Raw genomic sequence first — 21,419 nt, 5'->3', positions numbered from 1 at the left:
CTCAGCGCCGCGGTGGTGGGTAACCACTGGCCAGGCGTCGCTGCCGGCGCCGCTCATCCACCGCCCGGTCATGCCGCTGTGCGCTCAGCTGCAACTGCTCCATCGCATCCCCCGGCAGCCACAGCTGTTGCTGGGCACGGGTGATCGCCACGTAGGCCGCGCGCACCGGGCTGTGCAGCGCGCGCGCATCATGGCCGCTGTCGAAGCAGCACGGCGCCATGGACACCGTGGCGAACTGCAGGTTCTTGGCGTGCTGGGCCAGGCACAGCACGACGCTGGCCTCGTCCGCATCGACCAGTTGCCCGAGCAGGCGCTGCAACGCCGCAGCATCGAAGCCACCGGCAAACAGCGCAGGGATGTCCGCCTGTCCACGCTTGGCACAGACCTGCACGAAGCTTTCCCAGCGTTGTCCGGGGCCGCCAGCGGCGGCGCTGCGCCAGGCGTCGATCGGACCGTCCACCTCTTTCAACAGCGCCTGCCGCGACGCAGGATGCAGATGCACGCGCGCGCCGCGCGCGACCAGCTCGTTGGCTTCCAGCAGCATCCGCCACAGGCTGCCGTACAAGCGGGCGCCGGTGCTGGGCACCGCCGACCAGTCGTCATAGCGGCGCAGGCCGGTGGCGCGGTCGCTGGCCCCCACGAAAGGCGCCGGCTCACCGAGATCGTCCAACGCCAGTGACTGGTTGACCAGCGCATCGACCTGCCGCCCCTGCCGCACCGACTGGTGCATCTCCAGCGTTTTCGCCGATGACCAGCGCTGTACGCGTCCGCTCAGCCGCTGATGCGGATCGCCCAGGCTGACCACGCCGGGCGCGTGGGTGGCCAGCAGCTGTTTCCATGCAGGGCTGAGATCGTGCGCCTCATCGACCAGCACCATGCCCAGCGACACCGGCAGCGGCACAGCACGCAGGGCCAGCCATTTGCCGATGTGTCCGGCATCCAGGCGCAGGCAGCCGCCCTTCTGCACCACCGGATCGAACATGCAACGCCAGACGAACTCCGCGGCCGCGATGAACGGCGTGGCTTCCAGCTGCGCTGCGCCCAGCGAGCGCTGGAAATGCCAGGCCTGCAGGCTCGGCGCTGACGACGCGCACCACCGGTTGATGGCGTCCAGGGCGATCATCAGGATCTGGTCCGGCCGGCGCGCACCGATGGCCGGCAGGCCGAGGCGGGTGGCCGCCTCGCGCAGGGTCAGCGTGCTCTGCCGGTAGGTCGGTACGAAACCGCCAGTCAGGCCGTTGGCGGCGGCATGGCGGGCGATCGCGTTGGCGAACTCGATCTGGGTCAGCAGGCGCGTGCCGGCGTCGGCCGGCAGCCGCGCGCGGAATGCCTCGACCTGGCCACGCGTGGGCGCCACGTAGGTATAACGGCCCGGGCGAGCCTGCAGCAGCGCCAGCACCAGATGGCCCTTGCCGGTGCCGGCATAGGCCTGCAGGTCGATCAATTCATCGGGATTGGCCGCGATCGCACGCAGCACGCGTGCCTGTTCGGAAGTGAACAGGCCGTTGTGCTGGGTTGCATGCGTTGTCTGTTCGTCATCGCCGGCGTCTTCGTCATCGCCTTCGGCCAGCGATGTCGCCGGAAAGTGGATCGTGTGCTCTTCCAGGGTGATCCTGCACGCCGTCTGGAAGTCCGCGCCGGGATACGCATCCGGCGATGCAGCCAGCACCGCCTCCATCACCTCGTCCGGTGCCAGCAGCACGTCCTGCGCGGCCAGCACGCCCAGCCACGCCTCCAGCGCCCGCGCGTCCTGTCCAGCGCTGGCCGCCAGCTGCGCCTGCGCAGCAGGGCCATCATCGGCGGCGAACAGCGCACAGGCGTCGTGCAGCAACCGCTGCAGCTGGGTGGCCGGTGGCCTCTGCCGGCGGCACAGCATGGCCACCAGCAGGCCGGCCTGCTCCAGCGGTGTGTCCGGCGGCGTGCCGTCGCTCAGGTGCCGCAGCAGGCTCTGCTCGCGCAGCGGAAGGAACAACGGGGAAGACGTCGGGGATGGGGTATCAGACATGCCGGAGCCAGAGGGAATCACTGCGCGGCCTGCGTGTGCACGGCCGCCGCGGGCCACGATGCTCGGCCAGCCCGCGCGCGCCGTCAAACATCACCGCGGCCGCCGGTTCATTCCAGCTGCGACAACGGCAACGCCTGGAAACCCTTCACCGTGCGCAGCACGAAGCTGGAATTGGCATCGGCCACGCCACCGGCGTTGAGCAGCCTGTCCAGCAGGAAACGTGAAAAGTGCTCCAGATCGCGCACATACACATGCAGCAGATAGTCCATGTCGCCGGTCAGGGCGTGGCAGGCCACCACTTCATCCCAGGCCTGCACGCTGTCGACGAAGTGCCCGATCGCGGACTGGTCATGCTTTTCCAGCTGGACGCGCACGAACGCCTGCAGCCCCAGACCGAGCCGGCGGGGCTCCAGGCGCGCGCCATAGCCGACGATCACCCCTTCGCTTTCCAGCCGCTGCAGGCGGCGCAGGCAGGCCGACGGCGACAGGTTCACCCGCGTCGCCAGCTCCGCGTTGGTGGCGCGACCATCACGCTGGATTTCAGCCAGCAGACGTATATCCGTGCGATCGAACTGGACTTCTCCGGCCATTGTTGCCCCGCAACATGGTGAGTACGCAAGGATATTGCGCCAACAAGGTCAATCCGCGCAACTTTTGCAACCCTGTTGCGCGCCCCCTGCCCTAGCATCGTGGGTATCCCGTCAAGGAGTCTTCCATGGACCTCGCCCAGCCCCGCCGCGTCGAACACCAGCAGACCGACAAGGGCTACGTGCCGGTGTACACCACCGCGCTCGTCGAGCAGCCGTGGGACACCTATACCGCCGACGACCACGCCACCTGGAGCACGCTGTACCAGCGCCAGCGCGAACTGCTGGTCGGCCGCGCCTGCCAGGAATTCCTGGATGCGCAGGACGAGATGGGCATGAGCGCGCACATGATCCCGCGCTTCGACCAGCTCAATGAAGTGCTGGGCGCGGCCACCGGCTGGACCCTGGTCGGCGTGGAAGGCCTGCTGCCGGAACTGGATTTCTTCGACCACCTGGCCAACCGCCGCTTCCCGGTGACATGGTGGATCCGCCGCCCCGACCAGATCGACTACATCGCCGAACCGGACCTGTTCCACGACCTGTTCGGCCACGTGCCGCTGCTGATGAACCCGGTGTTCGCCAACTACATGGAGGCCTACGGCCGCGGCGGCGTCAAAGCACATGCGATCGGCCCGGAGGCGCTGCAGAACCTGACCCGCCTGTACTGGTACACGGTGGAGTTCGGCCTTATCGACACGCCCGAAGGCATGCGCATCTACGGTGCCGGCATCGTCTCGTCGAAGGGCGAATCGCTGTACTCGCTGGAGTCGGCCGCACCGAACCGCATCGGTTTCGACCTGCAGCGGATCATGCGCACGCGCTACCGCATCGACACCTTCCAGAAGACCTACTTCGTCATCGACAGCTTCGAGCAGCTGATGCAGGCGACGTCGCCGGACTTCACCCCGATCTATGCCGCGCTGGCCGACCAGGCGCACCTGCCGGCCGGTGACGTGCAGGCCGACGACCGCGTGTTCCAGGCGGGTACGGGCGAAGGCTGGGCTGATGGTGGGGATGTGTGAGGCGACAGCCGAGGTCCGGCTAAACTTCAAAAGCGTCTGCAGCTTTTGAAGATTAGGGGGCCAATCCTGGGTCTCCGCTATCCTGCACGGCATGACTGATGCATTTGCTTCGCTGCGCGTAACCGACGTCGCCTTCAACGACGACTTCATCCTGATGACCCTGGCCGATGGCCGCCGCACCCGCCAGCCGTTGCGCTGGGCGCCTGCGCTGTTCGAGGCCACGGCTGAACAGCGTGCGCAGTGGGTGCTCACGACCGATGGGCTGGGCGTGAACTGGCCCGCGCTGCTGCCGGCGCAGGAACGCGGCGTGGTCGATGTTCCGAACCAGGTGTGGGATGACCGCTATGAAGCCGCGCTGGCGCGCCTGAAGGCGGCCGCGTGGTCGCTTGATGCGCTGTCCGATGACGACCAGCAGCTGGTGGCGCTGTGGCGGATGGAAGCGGACATCAACAACGGCGGCTTCATGCAGTTCCTGTGCAACTGGGGCGACCCGACCTGCCAGCTGGCGCTGCGCGCGTTGCAGGCGATGGGCGCAACGCAGACGCACGCGATCCTGGCCGGCATGCGTGGTCTGCTGGACCGGCTGGAAGACGACCCGGCGATCAAGGAACTGACCGACCTGTATGGCGCGATGACCGAGCAGGAGCAGGAGGCACTGCATGCCTTCGATGAAGCGTATTTCGCGCGGCCGGAAGACTTGGCCCGGTTGGGTTTGAAGCATTTCGGCCCGGAGCCGTTGTAGAGCCGAGCGCACGCTCGGCTGCGTTTCAGTTACCGCGGATACGCCAGCAGTACCACCAGATCCTCATCACCTACCTGCTGCAGCGCATGGCTGCTGCCCTTGCGCGTCAGCAACGCATGCCCCGCACGCACGTCGTGCTGTTTTCCGTCCAGCACATAGCTGCCCTGCCCGCTCACGATGTAGTAGATCTCATCCTTGTGCTGCGGATGCAGGCCGATGCCCGCGCCCTTGTGCAGCACGCGCTTGCGCAGCACGAACGGCAGGCCCTGCGCATCGGCGAAGAACGGGTACGCCGTGGTCGGCCCGGCGCCGCCATGTGGGCCCGGTTGTGCGCGCGCCAGCGTGTCTTCGTGCACCACCTGCGAGGCACGCGCAGGATCGCCGCCCTGCCCCACCCCCATTACATCGCAGTCGATATCGCGCACCAGTGCAGGCTGCAGCGCCGGCAGAACCTGCACCGCCTCGCGCAGCACCAGGCACGCCACGGCATTCGCACCGGCCACGCTGAAATGGGTGCCGTCGGCCTTCTTCTGCTCGGGCACGAACAGGAAGTACGGGCGTGCACCCTGCTCGCCCAGCGCGCGGATCCAGCGCATGCTGCGGTCGTTGAGGTCGATCAGTGCCACGTGCTCGCGTGTGGCCAGTTGCTGCATCGCCAACGTGTAACGCGCGTGCGTATCCAGCAGCGAACCGAAGTCGTACAGCAGCCGTGCCACCGGCGTGACCAGCACCGGCGTGGCACCCTTGTCACGCGCCACCTGCACGTAGCGCATCAGCATCCGCGGGTAGTCACTGTCCGGATCGGTATAACGCGTCCGGTCTTCGAACTTCGCATCGTTGTGGCCGAACTGGATCAGCAGCACATCGCCGCGACGCAGTTCGCGCCCAATGGCATCCAGGCGTCCTTCGTCGATGAAGCTGCGCGTGCTGCGCCCACCCTTGGCGTGGTTTCGCACTTCGAAGCGCGCCGGATCCAGGTAGCTCTGCAGCGCCTGGCCCCACCCCGCCTGCGGCGCACGCTCGGGCCCGTATTCGGCCGCAGTGGAGTCACCGGCAATGAACAACCGCACCGGCGCCGCATGCGCGGCGGCGCTCGACAGCAGCAACAGCAACAACAGCTTCCGCATGGCCGGGCCCTGGTAGTGCCGGCCGCTGGCCGGCAACTTCATGGATGCGTTGAGCGTCGGTGGAAATGCCGGCCAGTGGCCGGCACTACCGAAAACCAAGCATTACCGCGCCAGCCAGCCACCATCGACCGGCAACACCGCACCGTTGATGTAATCCGACGCCGACGAGGCCAGGAACACCGCCGCGCCGGCCAGATCTTCCGGCGTACCCCAACGGCCGGCCGGAATGCGCTCGAGGATCGCCTTGTTGCGGTCCTGGTCGGCGCGCAGCGCGGCGGTGTTGTCGGTGGCCATGTAGCCCGGTGCGATCGCGTTGATGTTCACGCCCTTGCCCGCCCACTCGTTGGCCAGCAGGCGGGTGATGCCGGCGATGCCGCTCTTGCTGGCGGTGTACGACGGTACGCGGATGCCGCCCTGGAACGACAGCATCGAGGCGATGTTGATGATCTTGCCGCTGCCCTGGGCGATGAAATGGCGGCCGGCGGCCTGCGAGATGAAGAAAGCCGACTTGATGTTGACGTTCATCACGTCGTCCCAGTCCTGCTCGCTGAAGTCCACTGCGTCGGCGCGGCGGATCAGGCCGGCGTTGTTGACCAGGATGTCCAGCCCGCCCAGGCCTTCGAGCGTTTCGCGCACCACGCGCTCGACCGGCTCGATGCTGATCAGGTTGGCTTCCACCGCCAGGCAGCGGCGGCCCAGCGCGGTGATCTTCTCGATCGTTTCGGTGGGCGGGGCGATGCCGGCCACGGCGACATCGGCGCCTGCGGCAGCCAGCGCCACCGCGATGCCCTGGCCCAGGCCGGTATTGCCACCGGTTACCAGAGCGACTTTTCCTTCCAGGCTGAAGGGATTGGTCATTGCGTATGCGTTCCTTGGTAGAGGCGTGCGTGATGCGGGGCAGGTGGCCACCGGCACGGCGTGCGCGGTGGCCGCCCGGCGCTTACTTGAGCTGGCAGATGTCCAGCACGTGCATGTCGGTGTAATCCAGGTTCTCGCCACCCATCGCCCAGATGAAGGCGTAGTTGCTGGTGCCGGCGCCCATGTGGATCGACCACGGCGGCGACACCACCGCTTCGTTGTTCTGGATGACGATGTGGCGCTGTGCGTCCGGCTCGCCCATGAAGTGGTAGACGCGGTCGCTGTCGCCCAGGTCGAAGTAGAAATAGACCTCGCTGCGGCGGTCGTGCAGGTGCGGCGGCATGGTGTTCCAGACGCTGCCCGGCTTGAGCACGGTCAGGCCCAGCAGCAGCTGCGAGGACTGGCAGGTGGCCGGCACGATGTACTGGTAGATGGTGCGCTCGTTGCTGGTTTCCAGCGCGCCGCGATCCAGTGCCACCGCGTCCTTGATCGACAGCTGCTTGGTTTCAAAGCGCGCATGCGCCGGGGTCGAGGCCAGGTAGAACTGCGCCGGGTTGGCGGCGTCCTGCGAAGCGAAGACGACGTCCTTGCTGCCCATCGCCACGTACAGGCCATCCTTCGGCCCCAGCGTGTACACGGTGCCATCGACGGTGACCGTACCGGTGCCGCTGCCGACGTTGATGATGCCCAGCTCGCGACGCTCCAGGAACGGATGGCCAGCGGCCGACGCCGGTTCGGTCTGCGCCGGCAGCGACAGCGGGCCGTTGACCGGCGCCGCACCGCCCAGCACGAAGCGCTCGTAGTGGGTGTACTTCAGGGTCACCGCATCGGCGTTGAACAGGCCATCGAGCAGGTACAGCTCGCGCAGCTGATCGTTGCTGGCGCCCTTGATGGCGTCGGGATGGGTGGCGTAATGGGTCTTGCAGTACATGGCTTCTCCAGAGCAGGGGGCGGGCCGATGGTTCGGCCCCGGCACGGTTCACGGTCGATTCTAGCCAGACAGGAAACCGGTGTCATTTTGCGCTGCACGATGGTGGTTGGACGGCATCGGCAGGTGCGATCAATGGGGGGAGGGCGGGTGGAGTGTCACGACCGTTGGTCGTGACCTACCGGACTGATCCGTGAAGGTGTCACGACCAACGGTCGTGACCTACAGGATTGATTCCTGCGGAATCAGTCCTCGGGCGGTTGGCAGGAATCGCGCACGATCAGGTGCGGGCGCACGCTGGCGATCTGCAGCGCAGGCTGGCCTTCGGGCTGGATCAGCATGGCCGCAGCGGTGCGGCCGGTGTCGCGGGTATGCCGGCGCACCGAGGTCAGCGACGGCCACAGGCGCGAGGCCAGCGGGCTGTCGTCGTAACCGACGATCGACAGCTGGCGCGGAATGTTGATGCCCGCACGCAGCGCGACCTTGTAGATACCGGCGGCCATTTCATCGTTGCCGGTGAAGATCGCCGTCGGCCGGCGCTTGCCCAGCAGCAGTTTCTCGGCGGCGGCCACACCCGATTCGAAGGTGTAGCCGGCCTCGATGATGCGATCCTTCGGCAGCTCGATGCCACGCTGCGACAGCGCCTCGATGAAGCCGGCGGTGCGTTCGTGCGCCGAGCGGTATGCACTCGGGCCGGTCACCAGGGCGATGTCACGGTGGCCCAGCGAAAGCAGGTAATCGGCCGCTTCGGCGGCACCGTCGCGGTCGTGGGTGACCACCATCTGCGAGGTTTCATCCAGCGGCAGCGCAGCCACGCGGGTGAAGCGGCAGCCGATCTCGTCCAGCATGTCCGCCAGCGCCTGGTCCTCGGACGCACGCGGCACCAGGATCACCCCATGCAGCTTCTGCTGCTGGGCGAAGCGGCGCACGCCGTCGATGTAGCCCGGGCTGCGGCTGTCGCAGGGGTGCACCACCAGTTCGAAGCTGGAGCCACGCAGCGCATCCAGCGCGCCGTACTGCATGTCCACGATGTACTGCGCGGTGGGGTTGTCGTAGACCATGCCGATCAGGAACGAGCGGCGGAAGGCCAGGCCACGGGCCAGCGGGTCGGGGGTGTAGCCGACTTCGCGCATCAACGCTTCCACCTTGTCGCGCGTGTCCTTGCGCACCAGAGGCGAGTTGTTGATGATCCTTGAAACCGTTTTCTTGGATACACCCGACAGTCGCGCGATGTCGTTGATCGTGGCTGCCTTGCCCTTTGCCAATGCCGGCCTAGCGGCATCGTTCTTGTTGCGCACTGACATGTAGTGAACCCGATAAGCCTGGGGATTCCAGCGCGCGCTCAGTCCAGCGCGCGATAGCGGAAGCTGCGGAAGGTTACCGCACCGTTGCCGGCCGCATACAGGGCCGGTTTCAGTGCCAGGAACTTGCCGGCCACATTGTGATGGTAACCGGACACTTCCATCTGAACCGGATACTTCTGCCAGGTCTGGCCATCGGCACTGGAATGGATGGTGACGATGTGGCGGTTGTTGGTCACCCGCAGCCAGAGCCGGCCGCCCTTGGCGCTGGCCGCCAGCCGGGTGGGGCGCTCCTCGCCGTAGCGGTGCATGACGAACTGCTCGCCGTTGCTGCCCACGCCCACATACAGGCGGTCGCTGTAGAACAGCAGGGCACCGCCCACCGCGCCGGGGGCGATCTCCATCTGCACCTCGAACTGGTAGGCCGGATCCCCGGCAATGGTCGTCAGCGGCGAGGCATCGCGCGGCGTGCTGCCCTTGCCCTGCAGCACCAGGCCGTCGCCGCTGAAGCGCAGGCGCCGGTATTCATCCAGTGCGGGGTTGAAGAACGCCCACTGCGGGCCCAGCGTACGGCCGGTGAAAGCATCGGACAGGGCCATGCCGTGCGGTGCCAGCGCGCTGCCCGATGGCTTGCGCAGCGGCTGCCCGAGATCGCCGCCCTTGGCCACGAACCAGCCATCGGCGGTCCATTCGATGGGTTCCAGCAGCGCCTGCCGGCCCAGCGTCCAGAAGCCGTTCTCGTAGCCGTGGTACATCATCCACCAGCGGCCATCGGTGCCTTCGATCACCGTGGCGTGGCCACGCGACCACCATGGTTCAGCGGCCGACCGGGTGCGCATGATCGGGTTGTTCGGCGCGTTCACCCACGGGCCGTGGATCGAGCGCGAGCGCGCGGTGATCACCATGTGCCCGGTCGGCGGGCCGGCGGTGCCGCCCACCGCAGTGGTCATGTAGTACCAGCCATCGCGGAAGTGGACCTTCGGGCCTTCCTGCGCGTAGGCCTCCACGTCCCAGCTTTCCGGGTAGCGCCAGCCGTCGTACACATGCTTGGGCGTACCCACCACGCTCAGGCCGTCATCGGCCAGCTGCACGTAGTCGCCGCCGCTGAGGAACAGGTAGCGCTTGCCGTCCTCGCCAACCGCGTGGCCGGGGTCGATGTAGCCGCCCAGGCCGATGTCGATCGGCGCACTCCACGGGCCCTTGATGTCATCGGCCCAGACCACGAAGTTGCTGCGGCGCTCACCGGTGCGCGCCGGGAAGTAGATGAAGTAGCGGCCCTGGTGCTTGACGATGTCCGGCGCCCAGATCGCGCCTACGTTCTGCGTGATCGCATGGCCGAGCGGCTGCCAGTTGACCAGGTCGCGCGAGTGCCAGATCGGCAGGCCGGGGTAGGCGTCGAACGAAGACAGGGTGAGGTAGTAATCCTCGCCGTCCTTCAGCACCGACGGATCGGGCCTGTCACCGGCCAGCACCGGGTTGAGGAAGGTACCGTTGCCAAGGTCGCCCTGGCGCTGGTGCTCGATGCCGCGCTTCCACTGCGCGGGCGCGGGGTCGGCAGCCAGGGCAGGCAGCGCGGCCAGCAGCAGGCCGAGCAGGGCGGTTGCAGCAGTGCGGTGCAGCGTCGGTGTCATGTGATTTCCTCCGGTCATCAGGCGCGCAGCGCGGCGGGCAGCCACAGCGACAGCGACGGGAAGAAGGTGACGATCAGCAGCACGCCCAGCGCGGCAAACCAGAACGGCCAGATCGTGCGCATGCTCTGGCCGACGCTGATCTTGCCGATGGCGGTTCCGATGAACAGCACCGAGCCCACCGGCGGCGTGACCAGGCCGAGGCCACCGGTCAGCACCAGCACCAGGCCGAAGTGGATCGGATCGATGCCATAGGCCTTGGCCACCGGCAGGAAGATCGGCGTGCAGATCAGGATCATCGGTGCCAGGTCCATGAAGGTGCCCAGCAGCAGCAGCATCACCACGATCATCAGCAGCACCATGAACTGGCTGTGCGCGAACGACTGCAGGAAGTCCACCGCCGCCGCAGGCACCTGCAGGTAGGCCAGCAGCCAGCCGAACACCGCCGCGGTGGCGATCACGAACAGGATCACGCCGGTGCTGCGCGCGGCATGGATGACGGTGTCGAAGAACTCACGCCAGCGCAGCTGCCGGTACAGCACGGTGGTGACCAGCAGGGCGTAGACCACGGCGATGGCCGCGCTTTCCACCGCAGTGAAGATGCCGGCGCGGATACCCACGAAGATCAGCGCCACCAGACCCAGGCCGGGCAGGGCGGAGACGATGCGCAGCAGCACCGCGCGCCAGCCCGGGAACACTTCCACGCCATAACCACGGCGACGCGCGACCACGTAGCCGGTGATCATCAACGCCAGGGTCATCAGCAGCGCCGGCACGATGCCGGCGGCGAACAGGTCGGCGATCGACAGGCCACCACCGGCGGCGGCCGAGAACAGGATCAGGTTGTGCGACGGCGGCACCAGCAGCGCCACCAGCGCAGCGGTGATGCTGACGTTGACCGCGAAATCGCGGTCGTAGCCACGCTTGACCATCTGCGGAATCATCGTGCCGCCCACCGCCGACACATCGGCGATGGCCGAGCCGGATACACCGCCGAAGAACAGCGAGGACAGGATCGAGACCTGGCCCAGGCCGCCGCGCATGCGCCCGACCAGCGATGACGCCAGGGCGATCAGGCGTTCGGAGATGCCGCCGCGCATCATGATCTCGCCAGCGAAGATGAACAGTGGAATGGCAATCAACGAGGCCGAACCGGTACCTGCGGAGATCTGCTGGACCAGCACGATGCTGGGAATGTCCAGGTAGAGCAGGGTGGCCAGCGCAGCGGCGGCCAGCGCGTAGGCCACCGGCACGCCCAACAGCAGCAGCGCGGCAAAAACAGAGAACAGGATGGTGATGCCCATGGATCAACGATCTCCTTCAGCGTCGTCGGCGTCGGCTGCCGCGGCATGCAGCGCTTTCCATGCACGGTTCAGCGCGAACAACAGCATCAGCGCACCGCCCACGGCCAGCGGCAGGTAGTTGATGCTCTGCGGCAGGTTGGCGCCTGCGGTCTTGATGTCCATTCCATCGAGCAGCAGGTCGGCCGACCAGAACGCGATGAAGCCGCCCAGCACGGCCACCACCAGCTGGGTGAACACATCCACCACCCGGCGCAGCCCGGGGCCCATGTAGGCGTGCAGCAGGAAGAAGCCGAAGTGGCGATTGGTGTGCACGCCGCAGGCCGCGCCCAGGCTCATGGCGGTGGCCAGCAGCAGCAGGGTCACCGGCTCGGTCCAGCTGGGCGAATCGTTGATCACGTAGCGGGCGAATACCTGCCAGCCCTGCACCACCACCAGCCCCAGCAGCGCGGCCACGGCAACATGGATGGCGATGTCGGCGATGCGGTCCAGCAGGCGTTGGCCGGGGCCTGGTCCGGTGGAAATCGTCGTCTCGGTCATGGCAGTGTCCTCAGGCGGCGGCACGGATGCGGGCGACCAGCGCAGCCAGCTCGGGTTGCTGCAGGTACTGCTGCAGCAGCGGCTGGGCGGCGGCACGGAAGGCGGGCAGGTCCACCTCGTTGGCTTTCACGCCCGAGGCCAGCACCGCGCGGCGCGCGGCATCTTCGGACGCATCCCATTGCTCGCGCATCACCTTCACCGAGGCGCGCGCGGTCTCCAGCAGCAGCTGGCGGTCGGCCGGCTGCAGGCGCTCGAAACTGGCGCGCGACATCAACAGCACGTCCGGCGCATACGAGTGATCGCTCTGCGACCAGTAGTGCGCGGCCTCGAAGTGGCGGCTGGAGTGGAAGCTGCGCATGTTGTTCTCGGCGCCGTCGATCATGTGCGTCTCCATGCCGGAGAACGTATCGCCCAGCGACATCGGCGTCGGGTTGGCGCCGAGCAGGCGCATCAGCTGGATGAAGATGTCCGAGGACGCCACACGCAGTTTCAGCCCGTGCAGATCACCGGGCTGCACGATCGGATGCTTGGTGTTGTAGAAGCAGCGTGCGCCGGAATCATAGATGGCCAGGCCGACCAGGTCGCGGCTCTCGAAACCACGCAGGACCGCATCGGCAATGCCGCCATCCAGTGCGGCGCGCTGGTGCGCCACCGACTCGAACACGTACGGCAGGCACAGCGCCTGGGTGAGCGGGAAGGCGTTGTTCAATGCACCGGCATACACGCGGGTGATGTCGATGGCACCGAAACGGGCCATGTCGATCGCTTCCGATTCGCGACCGAGCTGGCCGGAATGGTATTGCCGCAGGCGCAGGCGACCGTTGCTTTCGCGCTGCAGGGTTTCGCCGATCCACTTCACCGCGGTCACGGTGGGATAGTCGGCCACGTGCACGTCGGTGGCCGTCAGCAGCTGGCCGCCGTCGATGGCATCGGCGGGCCCGCGGCCACAGGCCGCGAGCATCGGGGTGGCCAGCGCAGCAGCGCCGCCGGCCAGGAAATGTCGTCGTGTGATCATCTGCGCCCTCCCGCGCGTGTTCACCGGATCGTGCGGCGGTTACCCGGCCCGCACGGCCCTGCAGGCAATTTCGCCGAAGCCGGCAAACCGCACCAGCGCCGTCTGCCCCACGGTGATGTCATGGATACCGGTGGCGTTGCCGGTGGCGATCAGGTCGCCCCGTCGCAACGGCCGGCCGCGCAGCGCCGAACGGGACAACGCGAACGCATACGCCGCGCGCAGGCCGCCGGGCAGCCGGGTGGCACCACCCGTGCCGACCACCTCGCCCTCGATCAGGGTTTCGGCGCGCAGGTCGGTTTCGTCGCGGGCGGTCCAATCGGCGATCTCCGGCCCCAGCACCAGGCCGTTGTTGTTGCCGAAGTCGGACACCACCACGCGCGGGCCGAGTTCGTTGATCGTCGCCAGCGGGCTGCTGGCCACTTCCACGCCGATGTACAGGCGCGCCGGCAGCGCTTCAGCCTGCTCGGGCGTCCAGTGCAGCTGTGCGGCGGGAGCGTCCTCCAACAGCTCCAGCACGTACTCCGCCTCGACCGCGCCGAAGCCGCCGACGAACACCGGAATGTCCACTGTTCCACCGGTAGCATTTTGTAGCTGACGCGAGAAAACCGGGCCCAGCAGGCGGTCGTCCCCGGACGCATCGCGGCGCTCGGCGGCGATGTAGCCGACCTTCCAGCCCACCACCTGGTCATCCCAGCTGGCAATGGCCAGATCCTGCACCTGGTAGGCAGCCACCAGGTCAGGCGGGACAAGGCCCGGGAAGCCTGGCAGGGCCTGGCCGCTGCGGCGCGCGGTGGTGAAAGCGTGGGCGATCGCGGCCGCATCGTCCGGCGCCGGCGTCTGCCCATGTATGCCGTGTTCGTTGCTCAAGAACGGTCTCCCTCTGGCGTTGTTGCACTGCCCATCGACAGCGTCTGCAGGAGGTGTATATGGTAAACCGGTGTCATCGTGCAAGCCGCAGCGCATCACGAGCGCTTTCCGGTGACCTCGGCCACTCTGTTGTCTCCCCGTTGGAGCCCTTTCCACCATGTGTTTTTCCCGTGTGCTGTTGTTGCTGTCAGGCCTGCTGCTGACCATCCCCGCGTCCGCGGCCGATGTGCCGTTGCGCGCAGGCGAACACCTGGGCCGGGAGCTTGCCGGCGAGCAGCTGCCGCTGTGGCCGGCGGGGCAGGTCCCCGGTGAAACGGGCACGGCGCGGCCGGCGCGTGTGGTCGAGCGCAGCGATGATCCAGCCCACCCCGATCGCTTCATCGACCAGGTCGATGCGCCCTACCTGCTGGTGCACACGCCGGCCCGTGCCAACGGCCGCGCGCTGCTGGTGATTCCCGGTGGCGGCTACCAGCGCGTGGTGATCGACAAGGAGGACAGCGCGCTGGTGCCGGAGTGGGTGGACCGTGCCGGCTACACCCTGTTCGTGCTGCGCTACCGCCTGCCGCAGGCCGGCCGCGACCGCCAGGCGGCACTGGCCGACGCGCAGCGCGCACTGCGCGTGGTGCGCGACCAGGCCGCACGGCGCAGGCTGGATGCCGACAGCGTGTCGGTGATGGGCTTCTCCGCCGGCGGCCATGTCGCCGCACGGCTGGCCACCGGTTTCGATGCGCCGGTCTACCCGCCACGCGATGCCATCGATCGCCTCAGCGCGCGTCCCGCACGCGCGGTGCTGGTGTATCCGGTGATCGACATGGGCGCGCATGCGCACAGCGGCTCACGCGGACGCCTGCTGGGCGAGCAGCCCGATGCGGCGTTGGCCGCGCAGTATTCGATGCAGCAGCACGTACGCGCGGACATGCCGCCGACGCTGCTGATCCATGCCAACGACGATCGGGTGGTCAACGTGCACAACAGCGAGGTGATGGCGCAGGCACTGGCCAAGGCGGGTGTCGAACACGAGCTGCACCTGTTCGCCCATGGCGGCCATGGCTTCGGCATGCGCATGCCGCCTGATTCAACGCTGGCCGTGTGGCCGCTGCTGGCACAACGCTGGCTGCAGGCGACGGAGGCGGCACATTGAACCAGGGGGATGCCAACCTGCAGCGCCGCCGTTTCCTGCGCGACAGTGCACGCTGGGCGCTGGCCACGGCCACCCTCGCAGCACTTCCTGCCGCCGCGGTGCCTGGGCCACGTGATGACACACAGGTGGTGGCACGCCTGCGTGCCGGCCGCGTGCGTGGCCAGCGCGAGCACGGCGTGCACGTGTTCCGTGGTCTGCGTTATGGCGCTGACACCTCCGCCTACCGTTTCCAGCCGCCACGGCGCGAGACGGGCTGGCGTGGTATCGCCGACGCCCTGGAATACGCCGCATCTGCGCCACAGAGCGGAGCGGACGGGCCGGGCAGCGAAGATTGCCTGTTCCTCAACGTCTGGACGCCGGCACTGGGCGACGGCGGCAAGCGGCCGATCCTGGTCTACATCCATGGCGGTGGCTTCAACAACGGCTCTGGCAGCGATCCGCTGTACGACGGCAGCGCATTGTGCAGACGCGGCGACGTGGTGGTGGTCACCGTCAATCATCGCCTGAACACCTTCGGCTACCTGTACCTGGGCGCGCTCGGCGATCCGCGCTATGCGGCCTCCGGCAACGTCGGCCAGCTCGACCTGGTGCAGGCGCTGCAGTGGGTGCGCGAGCATGCAGCGGTGTTCGGCGGCGACGCCGGCAACATCACCGTGTTCGGGCAATCCGGTGGCGGCGCCAAGATCGCCACGCTGATGGCGATGCCCGCAGCGAAAGGCCTGTTCCAGCGCGCGTGGACGATGAGCGGGCAGCAGGTGACCGCCGCCGGTCCACGTGCGGCGGCGCAACGGGCTTCGATTGCGATGGAAGCCGTGGACGCGCGCGACCTGCAGGCGCTGCTGCGACTGCCGGCGACCGAGCTGCTGGCCGCCACCCGCGCCCGCGATCCCTCGCGGGTGGAAAGCAGCGCGCTGTACTTCGGCCCGGTACTGGATGAGGTGGTGCTGCCGGTGCACCCGTTCTGGCCACAGGCACCGGCGCAGTCCGCGTCGATTCCGATGGTGATCGGCAACACCCGCGATGAGACGCGCGCGTTCCTTGGCAACGACCCGGCCAACTTCACGCTGACCTGGGAGAATCTGCCGGCGCAGCTGGAGAAGCAGCAGTTCGTCGATCTGCTGCCCTCGGTAGTGATCGCAGAATATCGACGCCTGTATCCGCACTACACGCCCTCAGAGGTGTTCTTCGCGGCCACCACCGCCGGCCGCTCGTGGCGTGGTGCGGTGGAGGAACTGGAAGCACGCGCTCGGCAGACAACCGGGGCCGCACCCACCTGGGCCTACCAGCTCGATTGGCCATCCCCGGTGGAAGACGGACGCTTGCGTGCCTTCCATACGCTGGATATTCCGCTGGTGTTCGACAACGCCGGCCTGCCGGGCGCGCGTACCGGCGGTGGTGAAGACGCCCGAGCACTCGCAGCGACGATGAGCGATGCGCTGATCGCCTTTGCGCGTACCGGCGATCCCAATCACGCGGGAATGTCGCAATGGGCTCCCTACGGCGTGCCACAACGGCAGACGATGGTGTTCGATCGGCACAGCCACGTGGTTGACGATCCACGTGCCGGCGAGCGTGCGCTCTATGCAAAAGTGCCGTTCGTGCAGCGCGGCACGCAGTGATGACACCGCGGTGCAAACATTCTGTTAACCCGCCTCGGCTAGAGTCGGTTCATGGAAGCGATGTTCACGCCACCGCCGTTCACCGGCCGCGAGCGCTTGATTGAAGGGATTGATGCCGCCGTCTGCCTGGTCGATCCGCAGGCGATCACCGGTGCGCTGCAGCGGGTGCTGCGGGAAGCCATCGTCGATCCGCTGATCGAGCTGCCGCCCTGCGTACGTCGCCCCGTGGACGGCCATTACGCGCGCCGTGAACTGTACCGAAGCGCCACGCTGGGCTACAGCGTGATCGCGATGTGCTGGGGCCCGGGGCAGGGCACGCCACTGCACGACCACGATGCGATGTGGTGCGTGGAGGGCGTGTGGCAGGGCGAGCTGATCGTGACCCCGTACGCGCTGCTGGAACAGCGTGGCGAGCGTCACCGCTTCGCTGCGCAGGACACGCTGTACGGGCACCGTGGCAGCGCCGGCAGCCTGATTCCGCCGCACGAGTACCACACACTGCGCAACGCCAGCGACGAGGACGTGGCAGTGTCCGTGCACGTCTACCAGGGCGTGATGGAGCGCAGCGCGGTGTTCGATCCGCTGGATGACGGCTGGTACCAGCGCCGGGTGAAGGTGATGGAGACCGAGGCGTCCTGATTGCGTTCCGCCGGGCATGGCCCGGCGCTACCAGGGCTTGTGGCCCACCGATTCAACCGAGGCGTCCTGATTGCGTTCCGCCGGGCGTGGCCCGGCGCTATCTATCAGGGCTTGTGGCCCACCGATTCATCGGTAGCGCCGGGCCATGCCCGGCGGAACGCGGAATTCATCGCGGCACATCCACCACATTGTTGAGCCGCGTGACTTCCTCTCCGCCATCGGCCAGCGCAACACGCACGCGCAGGCCGCCGCGTTCCCCTGCCGGCAACGGCAACGACACCACCGCCGTCTTCGGCAGCAGGTCGGTCGGTGCTGCGATCGCTGGCACTTCGGTGCGTGCGATCTCGCGGCCCCGCGCATCTTCCAGTATCGCCACGCCCACACCGCTGGCCACATGCCCAAGGCCGTGCACGGTCACGTGTACCTGGCGCCCGTCCACCCGCACATCGCCACGGCCCACGCCCAGGTCCGGACGCATTTCCACCGGCGTGCCCGCAGACACACGCTCGAATTCGAAGAGCTCGGTGCGACCCGGCTGGAACTGCATCGGTACCGACGCACTCGTCTCCAGCTGCACCGTGCGCTCGCGTGGCCTACCGTCAATGCGGCCATCGCCATCGGCGTCCATGCCACTGCGCACGCGCCAGGAACCGCTGCCCACGTTCCAGCCGGTCATGTCGGCGGCGATCACGCGCGCGCCGAGGTTGTGGCTGGTGATCGTGAAGCGCTCACGCGAGGGCGCATGCACCAGCAGTGCCACCTGTTCCGCGGCGCCCTCACGATCGAAGCGCCAGCTGACGGTGTGCCCGGGCCAGCTCTGGTTGCGCTTCAGGGCGATGCCGCCCAGCCGCGCACGCTGCAGGAACTCGCTCGGTGCTTCCACCCGGTCGGACCACCAATGGCCCTCGGTGTTCATGTACGCGCGTTGTGCCTTGGCCTGCAGGCCCTCGGCATGCAGCGCGTCGATGTACTTCCGCTCGCCGCTGGCCTGCCATGCCATCAGGCTGGCGAAACCGGTCTTTCCGGCATCGGCCTCGGCGGTCAGCAGCGGGTACCAGTCCTGCTGCCGGCCAAGTGCCTCTACATAGTTCTCGCCAAGGTTGGCCAGCGCGCCGGGGCCGCCGCGCTGCACGCGATAGTCCAGTGCCTGCAGGTACTTCGCATCACCGGTCCAGCGCCATGCCGCCCAGAAGGTGTGCATCGTGTCACCGCTGCCGGAACCGTTGTTGAGTTCGCCGCCGCGGGTCGCACCCGTGGCCCAGTTGATCTCGTTGGGCAGGGTGAAGCGGCCCTTGTCGTCGGTGCCGGCGTGGGCCAGATAGCCATCGGCCAGGCCGATCACCAGCCGGCGCCCGGTCGGGTCGGCGTTGTACTGGCCCAGCAGGAATGCCGGGTGCAGCACCGGGAACGAGTACGGCTTCTGCCACTGCCAGTTGGGTTCGCGGTAGACCTTGTTGCCACCGAACCAGTTGCTGGAGAACAGCACATGGCCCTGCGTGTTGCGCAGGATGATGCGCTCGTCGAACGCCTTCACCGTTTCCATCAGCCGTTCCAGGGTCAGCGGATCGCCCCAGTTGAGGTACAGCATCGCGCTGTTGGTGTTGATGCCTTCCTCGTAGGCATGCAGCTCGTCGGTCTCGATGGTGCTCAGGCCATTGCTGAACATGCCGTTGCGGTACACCGCGTCGGACAATGCGGTCAGCGAGGCATTCAGACGGTCCGGCTGCACGCCCATCAGGGCAAGGCCGGGCCACTGCTGGGTCAGGTCGGAATCATCGGAGATGCCACCACCGAAATCGCCGTAGGCCACCTGCCGCTGATCGATCCACCAGTCGACGAACTGCCGCACCTGCGCCAGGTCCTGCACCTGGTGGAAGGCCCACGCCGGTACGCCCTTGGGCACCTCCGGCGCGGTGTACGGCGGTCGCCCCTGGCTGTTGTAGCTGATGTAGTTCCAGTACAACCGGCCCAGTTCGTGGTCCGGGTCGACGCGCAGCAGATCGCTCAGGTCTGCGTAGACGCGCGCGTACAGGCGCTGGCGCTTGGAGGTGGTGTGTTCCTCCACGAGGAAACCCCAGTTGTCGCGCACCTGGTTGAAGCGGTCGGCCACATGCTCCTTGAGCGCATCGGCGCGTGGCTTGAACACCAGCCGCACCTGCGCACCGTCCAGTGCCTTGGCGTCGAAGCCGGGCGCAGCCGAGGCGATGCTCAACCACAGGCTGTCGGCGGTGAGGATGCGGTCGCGCAGGTCCAGCCACAGCGTGCGCTTCTGCCCCGGCTGCACCGAGACCGATACATCGATCATGTCGCGCGCCGGCCAGATCGGATCCTTGATGCGGAGGTTCAGCGGGATCAGGCCATCGTGCGTGGCCGGCAGGTCGAGCGCGGGAATATCGATGGCCACGCCATCCAGGCCGTCATGCATGTTCTCCCAGCTGTAGGCCCAGCTGCGGATCAACGGCTGGTTGGCCGGCGCATCGCCCACGCCGGAAGGAATCAGCACGTGCACGATGGGCTTGGGCTGCGTTGGCAACGAATCGGCCGGGCGCCGGCGCGAGCCCGCCCCCTTGGGCAGCGCCATCACCGTGCTGCGTTCGGCCGCCGGGTAGCGGCCTTCGATGTAGCGGCGCAGTGTGTCCAGGTTGGTGTAGTCCGGCAGTGCCTGGCTGTCGATGACATAGGTCTGCTTGACCGTGCCATCGGGCTCGGCACCTTCGCTCACGCCATACGCCCAGATCTCCTGGATCGGCGTTTCCTGTTCAACGTTGCTGAAGCGCAGCACGCCACCGGTCTGTGCCGGGATGTCGTCCACGCTGCGCACCACACCCTGCGGACGCGTGGCCAGCACCTGGGTGGCGTGCGCGGCATCGCGGCCATGGGCCAGCGTGCCGAAGGCCGCGCCGCGGATCTCCACCCGGTTGACGGTCTCGCCGGCCGGCACGCTCAGGTCCAGGTGCTGGCCGCTTTCCACATACGTGTTCCAGTCCGGCAACTGGAAGTAGTCGTTGCGGCCGGGCAGGCGCGAGCGGTTGTAGACACCGGGCCAGGTGGTCTCGGCGATGCCGTCGGTGGCCTTCCACATCCACGCCTTGAGGTCGCGGGCATCGTCGAATTCGATCTTGCGGATGCGCGTGCTGGCTGCGGTCAATGGCGGTGGCGGCGCGCCTTCCCAGCCGAAGCGATGGAGCCATGCACGGTCATCGGCAGCGCTGGCAACGGCGCTTTCGGCGGCCTTGCCGCGCGCGAGCGCACTGACGGCCGCAGCATCGAGCATGCGGTCATACACGCGGATGTGCTGGAAATCGCTGCCACGCAGGAAGTTGTAGCGGCTCTGCACCTGGTAGGGCGCCATCACCCGCCCGGCCAGGCCGAGCTGGTCCAGCGCGGCATCGTAATCGCCGCTGGCCTGCACACGCGCCACCTCGCGGCCATCGACGAACAGGCGTACACCCTGGTCTTCGTCCCAGGCGAAGGCCAGGTGCAGCCACTGGTCCGCACGTGGCGGCGTGTCCATGCGGAACGACACGCGCGTGCGGGCGAGGTTGGCATCGGTGACGAACGCATCGAAACCATGCCCGTTCCAGTCGATGCGCAGCCAGGCCATGTCCCAGCTGCTGTGGTCGGCATAGCCGACGCGGAAGATCACGAACGGTGCTTCGCCCACCGCGTAGCGCGCGCGCCAGTCGAAGGCGAGGGTGCCCCGCTGGGCGAGGATGTTGCCGGGTGCATCCCAGGCCAGCACGCCGTCGTCCTGCCACTGGATGGCCTTGCCGCGCGCTCCGTCGTCGACGATGTCGACCTTGTCGCGGAAGTTCGGCACCGCCTCACCCTGCGCCACCACGGCCTCAAGGCCTTTGCCGGCATCGACATGGAACAGCAGCGTGGGCGCATCGGCGGCGGCCATCGCGGGGCCGGCAGCCAGGGCCACCGCCAGCAACAGGCAGCGGGACAGGGTCGAGCGGTGCGGCATCAGGCGTTTCCTTTCAACGGGCGACGGCCGGCGAGGGCCGCCGGACCGTAGCAAGGCCACGCCGCGACGGCACCTTGCGGCGCAGCAGCGGTCGTGGCGAACGACGGCGTGCCGGGTGGCACGCCGTCG

17 protein-coding genes are annotated in these 21,419 nt (G+C 67.6%); 5 read left to right on the top strand and 12 right to left on the bottom strand.

Features of this window, described 5'->3' with window-relative positions:
• Nucleotide 1 precedes the first annotated feature (1 nt).
• Together CLM74_RS00250 and CLM74_RS00245 are read right to left on the bottom strand one after the other, a co-directional pair.
• Nucleotides 2-2,005, bottom strand: coding sequence for a hypothetical protein (locus tag CLM74_RS00250; RefSeq protein ID WP_105164908.1), 2,004 nt, complete (start codon nucleotides 2,003-2,005; stop codon nucleotides 2-4).
• A gap of 107 nt (nucleotides 2,006-2,112) precedes the next feature.
• The gene (locus CLM74_RS00245) at nucleotides 2,113-2,595 is read right to left on the bottom strand and encodes an Lrp/AsnC family transcriptional regulator (protein ID WP_105163199.1); all 483 of its coding nucleotides are present in this window, start codon (nucleotides 2,593-2,595) and stop codon (nucleotides 2,113-2,115) included.
• A gap of 125 nt (nucleotides 2,596-2,720) precedes the next feature.
• Between CLM74_RS00245 and phhA the strand changes: the two genes are divergently transcribed.
• Both phhA and CLM74_RS00235 read left to right on the top strand, forming a co-directional pair.
• Nucleotides 2,721-3,614, top strand: a complete 894-nt coding sequence (gene phhA / locus CLM74_RS00240) for a phenylalanine 4-monooxygenase (RefSeq protein WP_025875475.1) — start codon at nucleotides 2,721-2,723, stop codon at nucleotides 3,612-3,614.
• A 91-nt stretch (nucleotides 3,615-3,705) separates the two neighbouring features.
• Nucleotides 3,706-4,356 carry a DUF4375 domain-containing protein gene (locus CLM74_RS00235; protein ID WP_105163198.1) on the top strand — a complete coding sequence of 217 codons (651 nt, stop codon included), beginning with the start codon at nucleotides 3,706-3,708 and terminating at the stop codon, nucleotides 4,354-4,356.
• A 29-nt stretch (nucleotides 4,357-4,385) separates the two neighbouring features.
• Here CLM74_RS00235 and CLM74_RS00230 read toward each other — a convergent pair whose 3' ends face one another.
• The 9 genes from CLM74_RS00230 to CLM74_RS00190 all read right to left on the bottom strand — a co-directional run bounded on the left by CLM74_RS00230 (nucleotide 4,386) and on the right by CLM74_RS00190 (nucleotide 13,903).
• On the bottom strand, nucleotides 4,386-5,483 hold the full coding sequence (locus tag CLM74_RS00230) for a GDSL-type esterase/lipase family protein (RefSeq protein ID WP_032978573.1): 1,098 nt from the start codon (nucleotides 5,481-5,483) through the stop codon (nucleotides 4,386-4,388).
• 102 nt (nucleotides 5,484-5,585) lie between these two features.
• Complete coding sequence (kduD, locus tag CLM74_RS00225) at nucleotides 5,586-6,341, bottom strand: 2-dehydro-3-deoxy-D-gluconate 5-dehydrogenase KduD (RefSeq protein WP_033832661.1); 756 nt, start codon at nucleotides 6,339-6,341, stop codon at nucleotides 5,586-5,588.
• Between the two features lie 82 nt (nucleotides 6,342-6,423).
• Nucleotides 6,424-7,272 (bottom strand): 5-dehydro-4-deoxy-D-glucuronate isomerase, encoded by an 849-nt coding sequence (gene kduI / locus CLM74_RS00220; RefSeq protein ID WP_032978442.1) that lies wholly within the window; start codon nucleotides 7,270-7,272, stop codon nucleotides 6,424-6,426.
• A 242-nt stretch (nucleotides 7,273-7,514) separates the two neighbouring features.
• Nucleotides 7,515-8,573, bottom strand: a complete 1,059-nt coding sequence (locus CLM74_RS00215) for a LacI family DNA-binding transcriptional regulator (RefSeq protein ID WP_105163197.1) — start codon at nucleotides 8,571-8,573, stop codon at nucleotides 7,515-7,517.
• Nucleotides 8,574-8,611: 38 nt separating this feature from the next.
• A complete protein-coding gene (locus tag CLM74_RS00210) occupies nucleotides 8,612-10,201 on the bottom strand; it encodes a family 43 glycosylhydrolase (RefSeq protein ID WP_105163196.1) in 1,590 nt (529 codons plus the stop codon).
• 17 nt (nucleotides 10,202-10,218) lie between these two features.
• Nucleotides 10,219-11,502, bottom strand: coding sequence for a TRAP transporter large permease (locus CLM74_RS00205; protein ID WP_025875489.1), 1,284 nt, complete (start codon nucleotides 11,500-11,502; stop codon nucleotides 10,219-10,221).
• Nucleotides 11,503-11,505: 3 nt separating this feature from the next.
• Nucleotides 11,506-12,039 carry a TRAP transporter small permease gene (locus tag CLM74_RS00200; RefSeq protein WP_105163195.1) on the bottom strand — a complete coding sequence of 178 codons (534 nt, stop codon included), beginning with the start codon at nucleotides 12,037-12,039 and terminating at the stop codon, nucleotides 11,506-11,508.
• Between the two features lie 10 nt (nucleotides 12,040-12,049).
• Nucleotides 12,050-13,054 (bottom strand): TRAP transporter substrate-binding protein, encoded by a 1,005-nt coding sequence (locus tag CLM74_RS00195; protein WP_025875493.1) that lies wholly within the window; start codon nucleotides 13,052-13,054, stop codon nucleotides 12,050-12,052.
• Nucleotides 13,055-13,093: 39 nt separating this feature from the next.
• Entirely contained in the window at nucleotides 13,094-13,903 is an 810-nt protein-coding gene (locus CLM74_RS00190; RefSeq protein WP_199776090.1) for a 2-keto-4-pentenoate hydratase, read from the bottom strand.
• 175 nt (nucleotides 13,904-14,078) lie between these two features.
• Here CLM74_RS00190 and CLM74_RS00185 point away from each other — a divergent pair, with 175 nt between their 5' ends.
• Genes CLM74_RS00185 through CLM74_RS00175 form a run of 3 tightly spaced genes read left to right on the top strand, consistent with a single transcriptional unit; the run spans nucleotide 14,079 to nucleotide 17,320 of the window.
• Nucleotides 14,079-15,062 carry an alpha/beta hydrolase gene (locus CLM74_RS00185; RefSeq protein ID WP_105163193.1) on the top strand — a complete coding sequence of 328 codons (984 nt, stop codon included), beginning with the start codon at nucleotides 14,079-14,081 and terminating at the stop codon, nucleotides 15,060-15,062.
• Nucleotides 15,059-16,681 carry a carboxylesterase family protein gene (locus tag CLM74_RS00180; RefSeq protein WP_105163192.1) on the top strand — a complete coding sequence of 541 codons (1,623 nt, stop codon included), beginning with the start codon at nucleotides 15,059-15,061 and terminating at the stop codon, nucleotides 16,679-16,681. Before CLM74_RS00185 ends, CLM74_RS00180 begins: the two co-directional genes overlap by 4 nt.
• A 51-nt stretch (nucleotides 16,682-16,732) precedes the next feature.
• Nucleotides 16,733-17,320 carry a cysteine dioxygenase family protein gene (locus tag CLM74_RS00175; protein ID WP_105163191.1) on the top strand — a complete coding sequence of 196 codons (588 nt, stop codon included), beginning with the start codon at nucleotides 16,733-16,735 and terminating at the stop codon, nucleotides 17,318-17,320.
• A 166-nt stretch (nucleotides 17,321-17,486) separates the two neighbouring features.
• Here CLM74_RS00175 and CLM74_RS00170 read toward each other — a convergent pair whose 3' ends face one another.
• The gene (locus CLM74_RS00170; RefSeq protein WP_105163190.1) at nucleotides 17,487-21,290 is read right to left on the bottom strand and encodes a LamG-like jellyroll fold domain-containing protein; all 3,804 of its coding nucleotides are present in this window, start codon (nucleotides 21,288-21,290) and stop codon (nucleotides 17,487-17,489) included.
• Between the last annotated feature and the right edge of the window lie 129 nt (nucleotides 21,291-21,419).

The organism is Stenotrophomonas sp. MYb57 (assembly GCF_002966815.1).
Taxonomy (GTDB): domain Bacteria; phylum Pseudomonadota; class Gammaproteobacteria; order Xanthomonadales; family Xanthomonadaceae; genus Stenotrophomonas; species Stenotrophomonas indicatrix.
Note: the sequence above shows the minus strand (reverse complement) of the source record. Positions and strands in the feature narration are given on the sequence as shown.